We start from the raw sequence: 14,457 nt of genomic DNA, 5'->3' as shown, positions 1-14,457 counted from the left end.
GTAAATGAGTGAAAAAGAGACTATTGGCAAAGCCTAAACCAGCGTTTTACAAAGCAACAGCCACTCTTTCACTCATTCGCTACTTCACTCTTTGGCCCTAAAGTTAGCACTTTGAAATGCCTCGCGAAGCACCTGCCGGTCATCAAAATCATGTTTTACGCCCTGAATGTCCTGGTAGGTCTCGTGGCCTTTGCCGGCAATCAGGATGATATCGTTAGGACGAGCCAGTTTTACGGCCGTTCGGATGGCTTCGCGCCGGTCTTCGATCGTTTGCGATTTTTTGTAATCAACGGGCGAAATACCGGCCTGCATCTGCTCCAGGATGACCATTGGGTCTTCAAATCGCGGATTGTCGGACGTTAAAATGACCCGGTCGCTGAACTTGCCTGCTATCTGCGCCATGATTGGCCGTTTGGCTGCGTCGCGGTTGCCGCCACAACCAACTACCGTTATGATATTGGGAAGAACACCCTGCTCATTGTCATGACGCAGTTCGGTGATCGTCTCCAGTACGTTTTGCAGTGCGTCGGGCGTGTGGGCGTAATCCACAATTCCCACGATCCGGTTGTCGGAAATGACCTGTTCGAAACGACCCTGCGGCGGTAACGTTGCCGATAGTTCGGTCAGTATTTCTTCTTCGTCTTCGCCCAATAATACGGCTGCGCCGTAGACCGCCAGCAAGTTATAAGCGTTGAACCGACCAATGAGCTTGAACCACACTTGCCGTTCGTCGATCAACATTTCCAGCCCGAATAGCCCATCAGCCAGGATTTTCCCTTTGAACGTACCCAGCGTTTGTAGCGAATAGCTTTCCTTACGGGCCAGCGTATTTTGCAGCATCACCAGTCCCCGTTTATCATCGGCATTGGTCAGTGCAAAAGCCGAGCGGGGCAGTTGGTCGAAGAAGCCTTTTTTCGCCTTAATGTAGTTATCGAATGTACCGTGAAAATCGAGGTGATCGTGGGTGATGTTGGTGAAAATGCCCCCGGCGAAATGCAGCCCCGCAATGCGCTCCTGCACCACGGCGTGTGAACTCACCTCCATAAACACGTGCGTACAGCCCTGCGCCAGCATCTGCGTCAGCAGCTCGTTCGTCGTGATCGAATCCGGTGTGGTATGTGTAGCCGGAATGACCGTCTCACCAATCTGGTTTTGCACCGTCGAGAGCAGGCCGCAGCGATAGCCGAGCGACGTGAACAACCGGAACAGCAGCGTCGCTACCGACGTTTTGCCGTTGGTGCCCGTTACACCCACCAGCTTAACCTTTTTCGACGGCTGCCCGTAGAAATTAGCCGCCGCCATACCCATCGCCTGCGGTGTATTGGCCACCTGAATGTAGGTGACTGTTTCAGTGCGGTTGGCGGGCATTTCTTCGCACAAAATCGCCGTAGCACCCAGATCAATGGCTTTCTGAATGAACGTATGTCCGTCAGAAACGGTACCGCGCACAGCAATGAACAGGCTCCCGGAACGTACCTGGCGCGAATCCATGGTCAGGTGCGTCACCTCGGCGTTCATATCGCCTGCCGTGGCTAGAAGAGAGACTTTATAGAGAAGATCAGAAAGTTGCATAGGAGGGAGGAAAGGGAGGAAAGGGAGGAAAGGGAGGAAAGGGAGGAAAGGGAGGAAAGGGAGGAAAGGGAGGAAAGAGGAAAGGGAGGAAGGTGCTTGCGCGTTAGCCCCTTTTCTCCGTTCTCCCTTTCCTCCTTCCTCCTTTCTTTCCCTTACTCCTCCGCCAAAGTTCGCGAAATGTTCATCCGGTATACGCCGATAGCGGGCAGGGCGGCGGCTACGAGACCAATGCCGATGGCGACGGCCAGCAACCACCATTCGTCCGGCAGGATGCTGGCGTCGCTGAAGCTGTAGTGGTAATTGCCTTCTACAAATTGGGAGAGTAGCCACAACCCGAGGCGGCTCAAAGCCAGGCCCGCCACAAAACCGATCAGGGCCAGCACCAGGCCTTCAAGCAGCAACATACCGAAGAGTTGCGCCCGCGTGGCACCCATCGAGAGCATCAGGGCCATTTCGTAACGGCGTTCTTTAAGGGAGTTGTAGAGCGACACAAATACACTGATGCCCGCTACGATGATGATTGCCAGGGCCAGACCGCGTAGGGTTTGTACACCAACGCCGAGCAGATCGAACAGCCGGTTTACTTCAATGGCGGGAAGTGCGGCCTGTAGTTTCGAGTTGTTGTCGATACCACGTTTGAGCATCATACCCATCGGGTTGCGGAATTTCACAAGCATACTCGTAATCTCGGGACCAGCTTCGGGTCCATGCTCGTCGTCATGGGCTTCTTCGCCGTTGTGATGCTCGGCAAGGTCGTCTGCTGTAGCGCCACCAGCAGTGGTGGCCTCTTCCTCATGATGATCTTCACCATTGGCCGAGTCATGATTATGTACCGCCCAGATGCTCGATACGTTGGTCAGAATCAGTTGATCGCAGACGCTGTTGCTAGGGGCCAACGTACCTACGACCTTGTATTTTTTGTCGCCATGTGCCTCACCGTTGCCGTCAAGCCCATGTTGACTGGCGAAGCTATCGCCTACTTTCAGACCGGTTGCCGCTGCAACCCGTGGACCGATCACCACCTCGAGGTCATCTTTGAAAGGCTGACCCTGCGCGATTGTTGCGCCAAAATGGTCGAGGTATTTCTGGTTTGTGCCAACAATCCGGAACGACTTGTAGCTGTCGCCCATCGCCAGCGGAATCGCCGTTTTGATCATCGGATTGCGCGTCAGGCGGGTGGCTTCGGCGAGCGGAATATTACCCACGGGCGAGTCGATCTGATAGATGCTCGACAGGATCAGTTGTAACGGTGAGCCTTTCGCGCCTATGACCATGTCGATACCCCGAATGTTGCGGCTAAACTGATCCTGCAACTGCTTGTTCAGCAACAGCAGCAGCGAGATAATGGCAATGCCTAGTGTCATCAACAGTCCGCTCAGGAAGCTGCTTAGCGGCTTATCGACCAGGTTACTCCAGCTTATTTTGGCGAGGTTCATGAGGGAACTGATGACTAATTCGGCATTCTGGCGGGGGCAGGCCAAGTGCAGAACTAGTCAACTAGATTTAGTGAAAAATGATGACTGGTGATGTTGAATCGTTTATTCAGGTAAAGCCGATGCGCATCGTATCGGGTCGGATTTTGTCCCGAATCTAATGAAACGGTCTGGTAACCCATTTGCCGGGCCTGCGCAATCACGAAATCGACCAGCGCACCGGCGTATCCCTTGCCCCGAGCTTCCGGTGACGTCGATAGATCGTCAATGTAAATTGTCTTGCCCGACACCAACATCGTCATCCGACGGAACGTAATCACGGCGGGTGCAGGAACGGTATCGCCGAGATCAACAAAGGCTACGCTGAACCGGTCGTTGGCCAGTTGTTCATGCAGCAAGGCCAGCGCGGTTTCGTCGGTTAAATGCGGCCGCAGCGCCAGCAAAGCCGGCAGGCAGCGGCGTAAGTCGATGTCGGTTTCGGCAAGGCGGATGGTCATGGGAAGAGAGTTTGCTGTTTGCCGTTTACTGTTTTCAGTTACGCTATTAACACATAAATGACCTGTTAGCAGCGCAACAGTAAACGGCAAACTATAAACCGATTTATAACGCTGCTCGAATGCTTTGCAAAATTTCGTCGCCGCCACGGGTCAGCAGGGCTTCGGCCAGGTCATGACCCAGCTGTTCAGCCTGGGCGGGTGGGCCGCTGAAAGTTTCGCGGAGAATGTTGGCACCGTTGAGGCTGATGAGCCCGCCTGTCAGACTAATTTCATCGCCTGCCCAGGTTGCCAGGGCGAACACAGGAATGCTGCACCCACCTTCCAGTCGACGGAGAAAAGCCCGTTCGGCTTTCAGGCAGGCTTCTGTCGGTTCATGGTTCGTCAGGGAACGTACCTGAGCCAGTTTATCGAGCGGCAGCGTGTCGGCGGCTTCGATGGCTACGCTGCCTTGGCCAACGGCGGGCGTAAAGTCGCTGATCGGCAGGTGTTCGGCAATCAGATCGTCATAGTGCATGCGATGAACACCGGCGTAGGCCAGCAGCAGAGCATCGCAGTGGCCCTCGTCGAGCTTACGGAGTCGTGTTTGCAGATTACCTCGCATATCCACCACGTTAATATGCGGACAGTAATGCCGAAGCATCGCCACCCGCCGCGTCGACGACGTACCTATGGTGAATGACTGTCCTGAGGTCAGTGATAGCGATCTGTTCCGGCTTACCAGCACGTCGTTCACACGTTCGCGCTCGGTAAAAGCAATGATACTAAGATCGGCGGGTAAGCTCGACTGTAAATCTTTGGCCGAATGCACGGCAATATCAATCGCGCCCGACCGGAGCTGATCTTCCAGTTCCTGCGTAAAAATGCCTTTACTGCCAATTTTAGAAAGCGACCTATCCAGAATCTGATCACCTTTTGTTTCAATCAATACTAGCTCGGAGGTAATGCCTGCGGCTTGAAGCAACTGCTGAATATATTCGGCTTGCCATAGGGCCAGTCGGCTGCTGCGGGTTCCAATTCGAATATGCATAGTGCAAAGGTACAACCAGACGGTCAGTTTCGAGGTTGTAGACTCCCTTTCCCCACTTCCCCCGTCAGTGCGTAATTTTTGCTACAGGTTATCGATACCTGACAAAATTTACCAGAAGGCCAGTTGATCCGTTTAGTGTGCCAAACCGTCTGAAAATCGCCGATTTTGCCGGTTTTTGCCTGCCACTCTGGCACACAAAAGGCTCTTTAAACCATCAGGCACAGCTTTTGTCTATAAACCAGTGAACAGTAAACAACACGTACTATGAGAACGGTAGATCATGTGTTTAAAGGAACAGGCGGACAAATCGATTTGCTCAATACACTGTATGGTGGATCGAGCCTGACGGAAATGAAAGTAAAACGCGAAGACGACCGGTTGGTCATTCGCTTGTCGGCCCCAGGCGTTAGCGCCAACTCATTCAACGTGTTGGTAGAGGGTAATAAATTGGTTTTATATACGCTGCTGGTTCACGATAGTGAATCGGCTGGCCAACGGTTAGCAGTGCCCATGTTTTTGAAAGTGATTGACATTCCCGATTTTATCGACGCCGAGCATATCGAGGCCGAACACGAATACGGTCGGGTAACAGTGAATTTGCCTTTCAACGACGAAGAGCACGAGTATCGCAACATCGACATTAAGAATCTTTTCTAATGCTTCCTGTCCAGGGTTACTAGGCCCTGTTACATATAGATGCGTGCGGCCCGGTCTTACGAGACCGGGTTTCTTTTTTTGTGGTGTTATGACTCCTCGTTGTCGCTTGCCTGTGGCGAGTGACAACGAGGAGTCATAACACCACAAACACTACTTCAGCCGCGCCCGCACCACCGGCCCGAATGTGCTCCATTCCACTGCTACGACACATCCCAAAAACAGGCCAAACAGCGCCACGTGGTACGGGACAGATAACCAGAGGTTACTGATCTGGATAAACGACGCCAGGTAAATCAGTAGCCCGCCGCCGAGGATGTAGCCCGCCGCAGACAGCAGATCGTAGGGAACCGGGTAATACTTCTCGCCCAGTACGTAGCACATCACCGTCATCACCACGCTGGAGATCAGAAACGCCCAGGCGCAACCCATGAAGCCCAGTATCGGAATCAGCAGCCAGTTGAGACCGAACGTAACTGCCAGTCCCACAGCTGTAATGATTGTGCCAAACTGCGTCTTGTCCGACAGCTTGAACCAGAACGAGATGTTGTAGTAAATTCCCAGAAACAGATTGCCCAGCATTAGCAGAGGCACAACAACCAATCCCGCCCGCCGTTCGGGGTTGATCACCAGCCCGATGAGGTCCATGTTAAGGCCAATGGCTACCCACAGCGCTACGCAGAAGATGATGAACCACTTCGTGACGCGGGCTAGCAGGTCGGGTGCGTCTTTGTCGTTGGCCTGCCCGAAAAAGAACGGCTCGGCCGCAAACTTGAACGACTGAATAGCCAGGCTGATAAGCACCGACAGCTTGAAGCATTGTCCGTACACATCAAGTGCCCATTTAGACGAGTGGCCTGGATAGAAATTTTTGGGCAAAAACGCCTCCAGAAATAGTCGGTCGGTGAGGTTGTTGAGCACCGCCGCCAGCCCCGTCAGCATAATCGGGAAGGCATACACGACCAGCGTTTTGGCTTCGGGCCATTCAAACGTAAAGCGAAAACCCCGAAAGGCCTGCCGCAGAATCAGGAAATACAGGGCGTTGGCCAGCAGGTTGGCGAGCAGAATATAGCCGGGGCCTATTGTGGGGTTGTAGAAAAGTTCGGCGATCGGGCGTAGGCGAGGCAGGTAATCGCCCTCGGTGATGTCCTTGCAGACAACAATAAAGAACACGTTGAGCAGCACGTTGAGCCCAATGTTGATGAGCTTGGCCACCACAAACTGCTTCGCTTTCCCCTCGACCCGCAGTCGTGCAAATGGAATAGCCATGATGGCGTCGATACCTACGAGCAGGGCCGTCCACTGAATAAACAGTACCTCGTCGGGGTAACCGAGCGCCACCGAGATTGGCTTTGAAAATACCAGAATCAACGCCGTACAGACTACGCTGATCGCAGCCACGATGGTAAGTGTCCGGCTAAATACCTTCACTCGTTCGGCTTCGTTTTCTTTCCCTTTGTTGCGGGCGGCGAATCGAAAAAAGGCCGTTTCCAGCCCCAGCGTATAGACCGTCAGCAGTACGCCGATCCAGGCGTAGAGCGTTACGTTGGAGGCCAGCGTACCGCCCTGCCTGAAGGCGTAGTTCTGAATGGGGGTTAACAAGAAATTCACCGACCGTGCCGCAATCGTGCTGATACCATACAGGGCCGTGTCGCTGGCTAATTTTTTAAAGGTGCTCAATGTGTACGTGGGTTACTGCAACGTACCTGGAGCCGGATTTCCCGTCAGGTACGTTGCGAAGATACGGCCTGCGGGTCTTCTGTTGGTGAAGAACATGCTTAGGGGTAATGTATGAGCTATTATGGATAGGCTATTCTAATTGCATCATTTCTCTAAATCACGTCTATGAAAGCCTGCTTACTCATACTGTGTTCGCTGCTTGCCAATCTATCGCTGGCACAGGATCACCTGACGCCCGCTGAGGGCTATTTTTCAAGAGCTGCTCAGGATGATAAGTATTACTCCTTGATCCAGAACAGATTGCTGAAAGGCTTGAGCGCATGGCCGCTGGCAAAAGTGGTCGTGCTGCCTTCTTTCGAGGAAGAGTATGTTGTTACGGTAGACTCGGTCAAGGGCAGCTATTACGTTATGGTCAGAAGTATGGAAAATGATCTGTGGTCCATCAGAAACGATTCTGCCCGTGTGCAAACGGCAAAATATCTGGAAACGCGTCGGCGGATTAAGCCTGACCTGGCTAAAGAACTGAATAGGCTGTTCTTCGATGCAGTCAGCCAAACCCGATATCCACCTATAAAGTATGATACACTTGACAATGGGCAGCTAGAAACGATGACTGTTACTATCGCTGACGGCGTGAGATACCATTTCACCGCCTATGGATCTGGTTTTGGCGTCCGTGGTGGTGAAACACATTCACCAGAAGAAGGGTCGCTTATGGGGCAACTGGTTGCGCTAACCGGACGCATGGTCACTATTGCCGAAGGCAATACCAAAGAAAGCGAACAGACCTTGAAACAGGCTGCACAGGCTTTACATCGAAAGTTGCTTAAGCCATTACGCTAGGGCTGTTTTTGGGCAGAACAATGCCATTCGCATTTTGCCGTGTACTTTTGCAGCCATGTTGGTTGCCGCTGGAATCGACTCCAGCGCTACGTACCTCGTTCAATATCAATGAAAATTTCTGCTGCGTTATTGTCGGTCTATTACAAAGACGGCCTCGAACCCATTGTCCGGTTGTTGCACCAACAGGGCGTTACGCTCTATTCAACGGGCGGTACCCAAACGTTTATCGAACAACTCGGCATTCCCGTTATTCCCGTCGAGTCGCTGACCGGCTACCCGTCGATCTTCGGCGGTCGAGTAAAAACCCTGCATCCGGCTGTGTTTGGCGGCATTCTCTACCGGCGCGACAACGAAGGCGACGTAGCGCAGGCAAAGGAACACAACATACCGGCCATCGACCTAACGGTGGTTGATCTGTATCCGTTTGAAGAAACGGTAGCGTCGGGTGCCTCAGCCGAAGACATTATCGAGAAAATCGACATCGGCGGTATCTCACTGATCCGGGCAGGTGCCAAGAATTTCCAGGATGCGCTCATCGTCTCATCACGTACCCAATACGCTGATCTGCTGCAGGTGCTGACCGAAACCGATGGCCAGCCCGACCTGGAGACGCGTCGCCGCTACGCCATGGAAGCTTTCGCCACCACTTCGCATTACGACACGGCTATTCATCAGTATTTTGCCGGTGAAACGGCTCAGAAGAAAAGTGAACTGCGTTACGGCGAAAACCCGCACCAGAAAGCCACTTTCCACGGTGACCTCGACGCTATTTTCGACAAGCTGCACGGTAAAGAATTGTCGTTCAATAACCTGGTCGATGTTGACGCCTGCGTTGGCCTGATCGACGAGTTTACACCGGACGTACCTACCTACGCCATCATTAAGCACACCAATGCCTGCGGTATTGCGTCGGCGGCTACTCCCGCCGAAGCCTATGCCAAAGCCCTAGCTTGTGACCCGATCTCGGCGTTCGGCGGTGTGGTGATCACCAACGTACCTGTCGATCTGGCTACGGCGGAGGAACTGAACAAGCTGTTCATGGAAATCCTGATCGCGCCCGACTACGCCCCTGAAGCACTGGACCTGCTGAAATCGAAGAAAAACCGCATTCTACTGAAACGGAAACCGGTCGAATTACCTACTACACTGGTAAAAACCATTCTGAACGGTGTACTGGAGCAAGACAAAGACAGCGTGACCGAAACCGCTGACCAGTTCACGACCGTGACCGACAAAGCCCCGACCGATAGCGAAGTACGTGCCCTGGAGTTTGCCCTAAAAGTGTGCAAACACACCAAGTCGAACACCATCATTCTGGCTAAAGAAGACGTGCTGCTGGCCAGCGGCGTAGGCCAAACCAGCCGGGTCGATGCCTTGAAGCAAGCCATCGAAAAAGCGCATGCCTTCGGGTTCAGCCTCGACGGTGCCGTTATGGCTTCGGATGCGTTCTTCCCCTTCCCCGACTGCGTAGAGATTGCCGGTCAGGCGGGTATCACCGCAGTAGTGCAGCCCGGCGGTTCCATCCGCGACAAAGACAGCATCGAGTACTGCAATCAGCACGGCATCGCGATGGTCACCACCGGCGTCCGGCATTTTAAACACTAAATCAAAACAACTATGGAACCCTTGTTAGACCGCATTACAGTTGACCCTACTATCTGTCATGGTAAGCCTACAATAAGGGGTTCACGGTTGATGGTAGCTACCATTCTTGAGCTGTTAAGCGCCGGAATGACACATGAAGAATTAATTGCAGATTATCCTACGCTACAGGAAGAAGACATTCGATCTTGTTTGGTGTACGCGACTCGGCTAGCTAATTTTCAGTTTGTTCCGTACAACAAAGCCGCCTGATGCGTTTCCTGGTTGACGAGCAGTTGCCATCGTTGTTAGTGGATGTGCTGATTAGTAAAGGCCATGAGGCTATCCACGTGAGTACATTGGGTTCAGATGAGCGTGTATCTGATTCTATGATCATTCAGGAGAGTATGGATGGCGATTGTGTCGTTATTACGAAGGATAATAGCTTCCTGATTACGAATCAATCAAAGAAATTAGTTTACGTTGTTACAGGAAATATAAAAAATAGAGAATTGCTTAATTTGTTCCGCCTTCTCACGAACTGGTTGAGCAACTCGCTATACACAGCGTAATTGAAATTGACCGTACGGCAATGCGAATTCTACATTAGTGTGTTTTTAACCCCTCTAACTCGTGCTGAAATCCTGGTTCAGTTTACTCTACACGGTTTGGTGCGTGTTGGTATTTGTGGTCTTCTTTTTGTTAATGTTGCCTTTCATTTTGGTAGGAACATGGCTGTCGAGCAATAAAAGCAGATTTGGCCTGCAACTGGCACACGGCGCCGTTCGGACGTGGGGCGTGCTGGCGTTTCTCTTTATGGCCATGCCCATCCGTGTCGACTGGCGATTTCGGCCCGAGCCTGGAAAGGCCTACGTGTATTGCGCCAACCATTTTTCGTATTTCGATATTGCCGTAACGGGCGTTGTCGTGCCGGGGCTTTACGCGTTTATCGGGAAAATCGGCGTCAGAAAACTGCCGTTATTTGGTTACATGTATGCCAAGCTGCACATAATGGTCGATCGGTCTAGTGCACAGAGCCGGGCGTATTCGCTGGGTAAATGCATGCGTACGCTGGCGCAGGGGCGTAGCATCATTATTTTTCCGGAAGGCGGGATAAAGGCCGAAAACCCGCCTGAAATGGTCTATCCATTTAAGGATGGAGCCTTCACGATGGCTATTCAGCAACAAGTGCCCATTGTGCCGCTGACATTGGTGAACAACTACCGGATTTTACCCGATGGCAAACCATTCCGCGTGAACTGGGAACCGGTTCAGGTCGTTTTTCATGAACCTATTTCCACCGGCGGTCTGACCCAGGCTGATGCCGATGCACTTCGGGAGCAAACGTACCGAATTATTGAGCGTGAATTGAATAGAGAAAAAGTTAATGGTCTGAAGTCCAGCGTTTAACGTCGCTGATTGCGATCTGCTATAATGAAAGTTGATACCGAAACCTTACAAAAAATAGCCAATCTGGCCCGTTTGACCGTTAACTCCAACGAAGAAGCTGGTTTGCTGAACAGTCTGAACAGCGTACTCGACTGGATGGAACAACTCAATGAGGTTGATACCACGGGCGTAACCCCGCTCATGCACATGTCGGAAGAAATTGATAACGTGTTGCGGGCAGATAAAGTAGCCAATCAACTGCCTCGTGATCAGGCACTCATCAATGCGCCAGACCACGACGAACAGTTTATCAAGGTTCCGAAAGTGATGGAATGATGATTTTTTTTGCAATTAGACTTGATTTGAGAGGCTCAGGCTTCGTATATTTGCACTCGCAATTGCGAAATAGCTCGATAGTATAAGGGTAGTACATCAGATTTTGGTTCTGTCTGTCTAGGTTCGAATCCTGGTCGAGCTACTTACAAAAAGCCGATTCCTCACCGAGTCGGCTTTTTTATTTACTAGACTTTGGACCCTGGGTATCAGACGGTAGACTGGTCGGTTATCCAATAGCTAATGTCCTGTATCCAGCATCCTACTATGAATTACCTATCAGCCGAAAATCTTGCCAAAGCCTACGGCGACCGGACGTTGTTCCGTAATATTAACTTCGGCATCAGCCGGGGCGATAAAATTGCCATTGTCGGCGCCAATGGATCGGGGAAAACGTCACTACTCGAAATTCTGGCCGGCGCTGCCCCGCCCGATCAGGGCCTGGTCAGTGTTCGGAAAGACATTACCGTTGGTTACCTGAACCAGCAACCTGACCTGAACGAGGCGCTCACCATTCTGGAAGAAGTGCTGGCGGGCGAAAGCGCCCAACTCGATGCCGTGCGTGCGTATGAAAAAGCCCTCGCCAACGAAGGTGACCATGACGCGCTGGAAAAGGCCATGAACCAGATGGAAAAGCTGGAAGCCTGGGACTATGAAGCACAGATTCGGCAAATCCTGGGCGAATTGGGCATTCAGGACGTTGAGCAGCGTGTAGGTACGTTGTCGGGCGGACAGCGCAAGCGGGTGGCCCTGGCACGAGTGCTCATCCAGAACCCCGACCTGCTGATTCTCGATGAGCCAACCAACCACCTGGATCTGGAAGCCATCGAATATCTCGAAAGCTTCCTGAATACCAATAACGGTACCCTGCTGATGGTGTCGCACGACCGGTACTTCCTCGATCGGGTGTGTAACCAGATCGTAGAGATGGATGCGGGCCAGCTATATGGCTACAAAGGTAACTATGCGTACTTCCTCGAAAAGAAGGCGGAACGCATTGCCATTGATGCCGCCGAATTCGAGAAAAACAAGAATACCTACCGCCGCGAGCTGGAATGGATGCGCCGACAGCCGAAAGCGCGGGGGACAAAGGCCAAATACCGGGAAGATGCGTTTGAGGACCTGGAAGGCAAAGTGAAAAATCGCCGGAACGACGGCGAGCTCGATCTGAACCTGCGCGTATCACGCCTGGGCAGCAAGATTCTGGAGGTGGAGAATCTGAGTAAACGCTTCGGCGACAAGATTCTGCTCGATCACTTTACCTACACCTTCAAACGGCAGGACCGTGTTGGGTTGATCGGCAAGAACGGCATGGGCAAGACCACGCTGCTTAATATGCTCATCGGCGAACTTCGCCCCGATTCGGGCAAGATCACGGCGGGCGGAACCGTCAGCTTTGGCTACTACACGCAGAACGAGTTGAACATTGCTGATAATCAGCGCGTGATCGATGTGGTACAGGAAGTGGCCGAGGTGATGAAACTCGCCGATGGGCAGACCATCACAGCCAGCCAGTTGCTCCATCATTTCCTGTTCGACCGGCAAAAACAGTACGACTTTGTGGCTAAGCTGAGCGGCGGCGAAAAACGACGCCTGCAATTGCTCCTGGTACTGGTGCAGAACCCCAATTTCCTGATCCTCGACGAGCCAACAAACGACCTCGACATCACGACGCTGAACGTGCTTGAAGAGTTTTTGCTTAATTTCCCCGGCTGCGTGATCATCGTTACCCACGACCGGTACTTCATGGACCGGCTGGTCGACCACGTATTTGTGCTGGAAGGACAGGGCAAGGTGCGCGACTATCCCGGTAACTATACCGATTACCGCGAATGGCGCGACGCCCAACCTAAGAAAAATGCCATTACAAAAGAGTCGGCTTCAGCCAGCCATAAACTAACCCCGGTTAACCTATCGGCTGAAAAGCCAGCGGCTTCAAGCCAGAAAAAAAAGTTAAGTTTTAAAGAGCAGCGTGAATATGAAGCGCTGGAGTCCGAAATTGAGACCCTCGAACAACGTAAGGCAGAGGTCATCGACGCGCTGAATGGTGGTGGTCACCACGAGCAGCTGACGGCCTGGGCCAGGGAGATTGAGGAAATTGAGGCCCTGGTTGCCGCCAAAACCGACCGCTGGCTAGAGTTGGCGGAACACATATAATGGGAGGTAAGAGTTAAGGATTGAGAGTTAACTCTTACCTCCATTCCTAAAATGGATGCTATCCTGGATTTTTTTCGCTACCTGCTCAACTCAGAAGAACTCATTCGGACGGGTGGGCTGGTTGTTGTTACACTGATCGTGTTCGTTGAAAACGGGGTCATTTTCGGGTTTTTCCTGCCCGGCGATTACCTGTTATTTCTGGCTGGCGTTTTTGCGGGTACCAAGGTGCTGCTCGTATCGCTCGGCCTGTTGATCAGTTGCATTTTTGGCGCAGCCGTAACAGGGGCTCTATTGGGTTATGGGATAGGCTATTTCTTTGGCGTCAAGCTGCAAAACAGACCAGATTCTTTATTATTTAAGCAGGAGTACATTACCAACACCCGGAAAACCTTCGAACGATATGGCAATCAGGCGCTGATCGTTGCCCGGTTTTTGCCCGTTGTGCGAACGTTTGCGCCCCTGCTGGCGGGTATTATCCATATGAATCTCGCCCGGTTCATGGTTTATAATATTGTGGGTGGTGGCTTATGGACGTGCGTACTGGTGGGTGGTGGTTACTACTTTGGTGTACAATTTCCCGGAATTATAAACTATGTACACTGGATCATTCTTTTCTTTCTGGGGGTTACTACATTCACGGTTATTCGCGGTTACATCAATGCTCGAAATACTACCGATAAATAACAGATACAGCGCTTTGTTCTTTACAATCCCAAAAAGCTGACTTTCTTTGTCCCAAGTTTCACGAAAAAGAATAGTCCACGATGAAAAAGTTTTTCGCTATTGTCGCTTTATTCAGCTTAACCCTGCTGACTACATCAAGCTTTGCCCAACTGGCAATCGATAAGGGTACAAAGTTCGTTAACCTTGGTATTGGCATAGGTGGCTCATACTTTTATGGTTCTGGATTGGGTTTCAATGCCGCAGCTGATTTCGGCGTCGCTAAAAATATTACAGTAGGTGGCAGCGTTGGCTACAGAAGTTTTGGTAACAGTGTTGGCGGATATGACATTGGCGCTCGTGGCTCTTACCACTTCAATGAACTACTTAACACTCCTGAAAATGTTGACCTGTATGCCGGGTTAGGGCTAACTTATTTTGGCTATACAGGATTGAGTGGTGTTACCTATGATCTTTCGTTTATCTCAGTGCCAATTCATATCGGTGGCCGTTACATGTTCGCTGAGAAAACCGGTGTATTTGCAGAACTTGGCTCTTCGGTATCAACGCTTAAGCTTGGTGTCACATTTAAATTAGGTCAATAAGCTTACGCTCTCTGCACTAAAAATGC

Annotated in this window: 15 protein-coding genes and 1 tRNA gene; 11 read left to right on the top strand and 5 right to left on the bottom strand. The window is 51.7% G+C overall.

Annotation, left to right across the window (positions count from 1 at the left end; translation table 11 throughout):
* Nucleotides 1-84 precede the first annotated feature (84 nt).
* From J2I46_RS15490 to hemC, 4 genes are all read right to left on the bottom strand, one after another.
* Entirely contained in the window at nt 85-1,572 is a 1,488-nt protein-coding gene (locus J2I46_RS15490; RefSeq protein WP_207329945.1) for a UDP-N-acetylmuramoyl-L-alanyl-D-glutamate--2,6-diaminopimelate ligase, read from the bottom strand.
* A 152-nt stretch (nt 1,573-1,724) separates the two neighbouring features.
* Nucleotides 1,725-3,008, bottom strand: coding sequence for an ABC transporter permease (locus J2I46_RS15485; protein WP_207329944.1), 1,284 nt, complete (start codon nt 3,006-3,008; stop codon nt 1,725-1,727).
* 53 nt (nt 3,009-3,061) lie between these two features.
* Nucleotides 3,062-3,502 carry a GNAT family N-acetyltransferase gene (locus tag J2I46_RS15480; RefSeq protein ID WP_207329943.1) on the bottom strand — a complete coding sequence of 147 codons (441 nt, stop codon included), beginning with the start codon at nt 3,500-3,502 and terminating at the stop codon, nt 3,062-3,064.
* A gap of 103 nt (nt 3,503-3,605) precedes the next feature.
* A complete protein-coding gene (gene hemC, locus J2I46_RS15475) occupies nt 3,606-4,529 on the bottom strand; it encodes a hydroxymethylbilane synthase (protein WP_207329942.1) in 924 nt (307 codons plus the stop codon).
* A gap of 264 nt (nt 4,530-4,793) precedes the next feature.
* On the opposite strand from hemC, the gene J2I46_RS15470 reads away from it, so the two are divergent.
* On the top strand, nt 4,794-5,186 hold the full coding sequence (locus J2I46_RS15470) for an Hsp20/alpha crystallin family protein (RefSeq protein ID WP_207329941.1): 393 nt from the start codon (nt 4,794-4,796) through the stop codon (nt 5,184-5,186).
* Nucleotides 5,187-5,336: 150 nt separating this feature from the next.
* Here J2I46_RS15470 and J2I46_RS15465 read toward each other — a convergent pair whose 3' ends face one another.
* Nucleotides 5,337-6,863, bottom strand: coding sequence for an MATE family efflux transporter (locus J2I46_RS15465; RefSeq protein ID WP_207329940.1), 1,527 nt, complete (start codon nt 6,861-6,863; stop codon nt 5,337-5,339).
* Nucleotides 6,864-7,028: 165 nt separating this feature from the next.
* On the opposite strand from J2I46_RS15465, the gene J2I46_RS15460 reads away from it, so the two are divergent.
* The 10 genes from J2I46_RS15460 (at nt 7,029) to J2I46_RS15415 (ending at nt 14,431) form a co-directional block, all read left to right on the top strand.
* Nucleotides 7,029-7,706 (top strand): hypothetical protein, encoded by a 678-nt coding sequence (locus J2I46_RS15460; protein WP_207329939.1) that lies wholly within the window; start codon nt 7,029-7,031, stop codon nt 7,704-7,706.
* Between the two features lie 108 nt (nt 7,707-7,814).
* Complete coding sequence (purH, locus tag J2I46_RS15455) at nt 7,815-9,311, top strand: bifunctional phosphoribosylaminoimidazolecarboxamide formyltransferase/IMP cyclohydrolase (protein WP_229379779.1); 1,497 nt, start codon at nt 7,815-7,817, stop codon at nt 9,309-9,311.
* Nucleotides 9,312-9,323: 12 nt separating this feature from the next.
* The gene (locus tag J2I46_RS15450) at nt 9,324-9,560 is read left to right on the top strand and encodes a DUF433 domain-containing protein (protein ID WP_207329938.1); all 237 of its coding nucleotides are present in this window, start codon (nt 9,324-9,326) and stop codon (nt 9,558-9,560) included.
* A complete protein-coding gene (locus J2I46_RS15445) occupies nt 9,560-9,859 on the top strand; it encodes a DUF5615 family PIN-like protein (protein ID WP_207329937.1) in 300 nt (99 codons plus the stop codon). Before J2I46_RS15450 ends, J2I46_RS15445 begins: the two co-directional genes overlap by 1 nt.
* Nucleotides 9,860-9,920: 61 nt before the next feature.
* Nucleotides 9,921-10,697, top strand: coding sequence for a lysophospholipid acyltransferase family protein (locus J2I46_RS15440; protein ID WP_310589039.1), 777 nt, complete (start codon nt 9,921-9,923; stop codon nt 10,695-10,697).
* Between the two features lie 24 nt (nt 10,698-10,721).
* Nucleotides 10,722-11,012, top strand: coding sequence for an Asp-tRNA(Asn)/Glu-tRNA(Gln) amidotransferase subunit GatC (gene gatC, locus J2I46_RS15435; protein ID WP_207329936.1), 291 nt, complete (start codon nt 10,722-10,724; stop codon nt 11,010-11,012).
* 71 nt (nt 11,013-11,083) lie between these two features.
* Nucleotides 11,084-11,154 (top strand) — tRNA-Gln (locus tag J2I46_RS15430).
* Between the two features lie 122 nt (nt 11,155-11,276).
* Nucleotides 11,277-13,166 (top strand): ABC-F family ATP-binding cassette domain-containing protein, encoded by a 1,890-nt coding sequence (locus tag J2I46_RS15425; protein ID WP_207329935.1) that lies wholly within the window; start codon nt 11,277-11,279, stop codon nt 13,164-13,166.
* Between the two features lie 51 nt (nt 13,167-13,217).
* On the top strand, nt 13,218-13,850 hold the full coding sequence (locus J2I46_RS15420; RefSeq protein ID WP_207329934.1) for a DedA family protein: 633 nt from the start codon (nt 13,218-13,220) through the stop codon (nt 13,848-13,850).
* Between the two features lie 80 nt (nt 13,851-13,930).
* The gene (locus J2I46_RS15415; protein WP_207329933.1) at nt 13,931-14,431 is read left to right on the top strand and encodes a hypothetical protein; all 501 of its coding nucleotides are present in this window, start codon (nt 13,931-13,933) and stop codon (nt 14,429-14,431) included.
* Nucleotides 14,432-14,457 lie beyond the last annotated feature (26 nt).

Origin of the sequence: Fibrella forsythiae (assembly GCF_017353175.1) — a bacterium.
GTDB classification, from domain to species: Bacteria; Bacteroidota; Bacteroidia; order Cytophagales; family Spirosomataceae; genus Fibrella; species Fibrella forsythiae.
The sequence above is the reverse complement of the archived record's forward strand: the minus strand, read 5'-3'. Positions and strand labels throughout refer to the sequence as shown.

Coding starts and splice junctions, on each gene's coding strand:
- J2I46_RS15490 (WP_207329945.1), bottom strand. CDS start 1,572: ATGCAACTTTCTGATCTTCTCTATAAAGTCTCTCTTCTAGCCACGGCA.
- J2I46_RS15485 (WP_207329944.1), bottom strand. CDS start 3,008: ATGAACCTCGCCAAAATAAGCTGGAGTAACCTGGTCGATAAGCCGCTA.
- J2I46_RS15480 (WP_207329943.1), bottom strand. CDS start 3,502: ATGACCATCCGCCTTGCCGAAACCGACATCGACTTACGCCGCTGCCTG.
- hemC (WP_207329942.1), bottom strand. CDS start 4,529: ATGCATATTCGAATTGGAACCCGCAGCAGCCGACTGGCCCTATGGCAA.
- J2I46_RS15470 (WP_207329941.1), top strand. CDS start 4,794: ATGAGAACGGTAGATCATGTGTTTAAAGGAACAGGCGGACAAATCGAT.
- J2I46_RS15460 (WP_207329939.1), top strand. CDS start 7,029: ATGAAAGCCTGCTTACTCATACTGTGTTCGCTGCTTGCCAATCTATCG.
- purH (WP_229379779.1), top strand. CDS start 7,815: ATGAAAATTTCTGCTGCGTTATTGTCGGTCTATTACAAAGACGGCCTC.
- J2I46_RS15450 (WP_207329938.1), top strand. CDS start 9,324: ATGGAACCCTTGTTAGACCGCATTACAGTTGACCCTACTATCTGTCAT.
- J2I46_RS15445 (WP_207329937.1), top strand. CDS start 9,560: ATGCGTTTCCTGGTTGACGAGCAGTTGCCATCGTTGTTAGTGGATGTG.
- gatC (WP_207329936.1), top strand. CDS start 10,722: ATGAAAGTTGATACCGAAACCTTACAAAAAATAGCCAATCTGGCCCGT.
- J2I46_RS15425 (WP_207329935.1), top strand. CDS start 11,277: ATGAATTACCTATCAGCCGAAAATCTTGCCAAAGCCTACGGCGACCGG.
- J2I46_RS15420 (WP_207329934.1), top strand. CDS start 13,218: ATGGATGCTATCCTGGATTTTTTTCGCTACCTGCTCAACTCAGAAGAA.
- J2I46_RS15415 (WP_207329933.1), top strand. CDS start 13,931: ATGAAAAAGTTTTTCGCTATTGTCGCTTTATTCAGCTTAACCCTGCTG.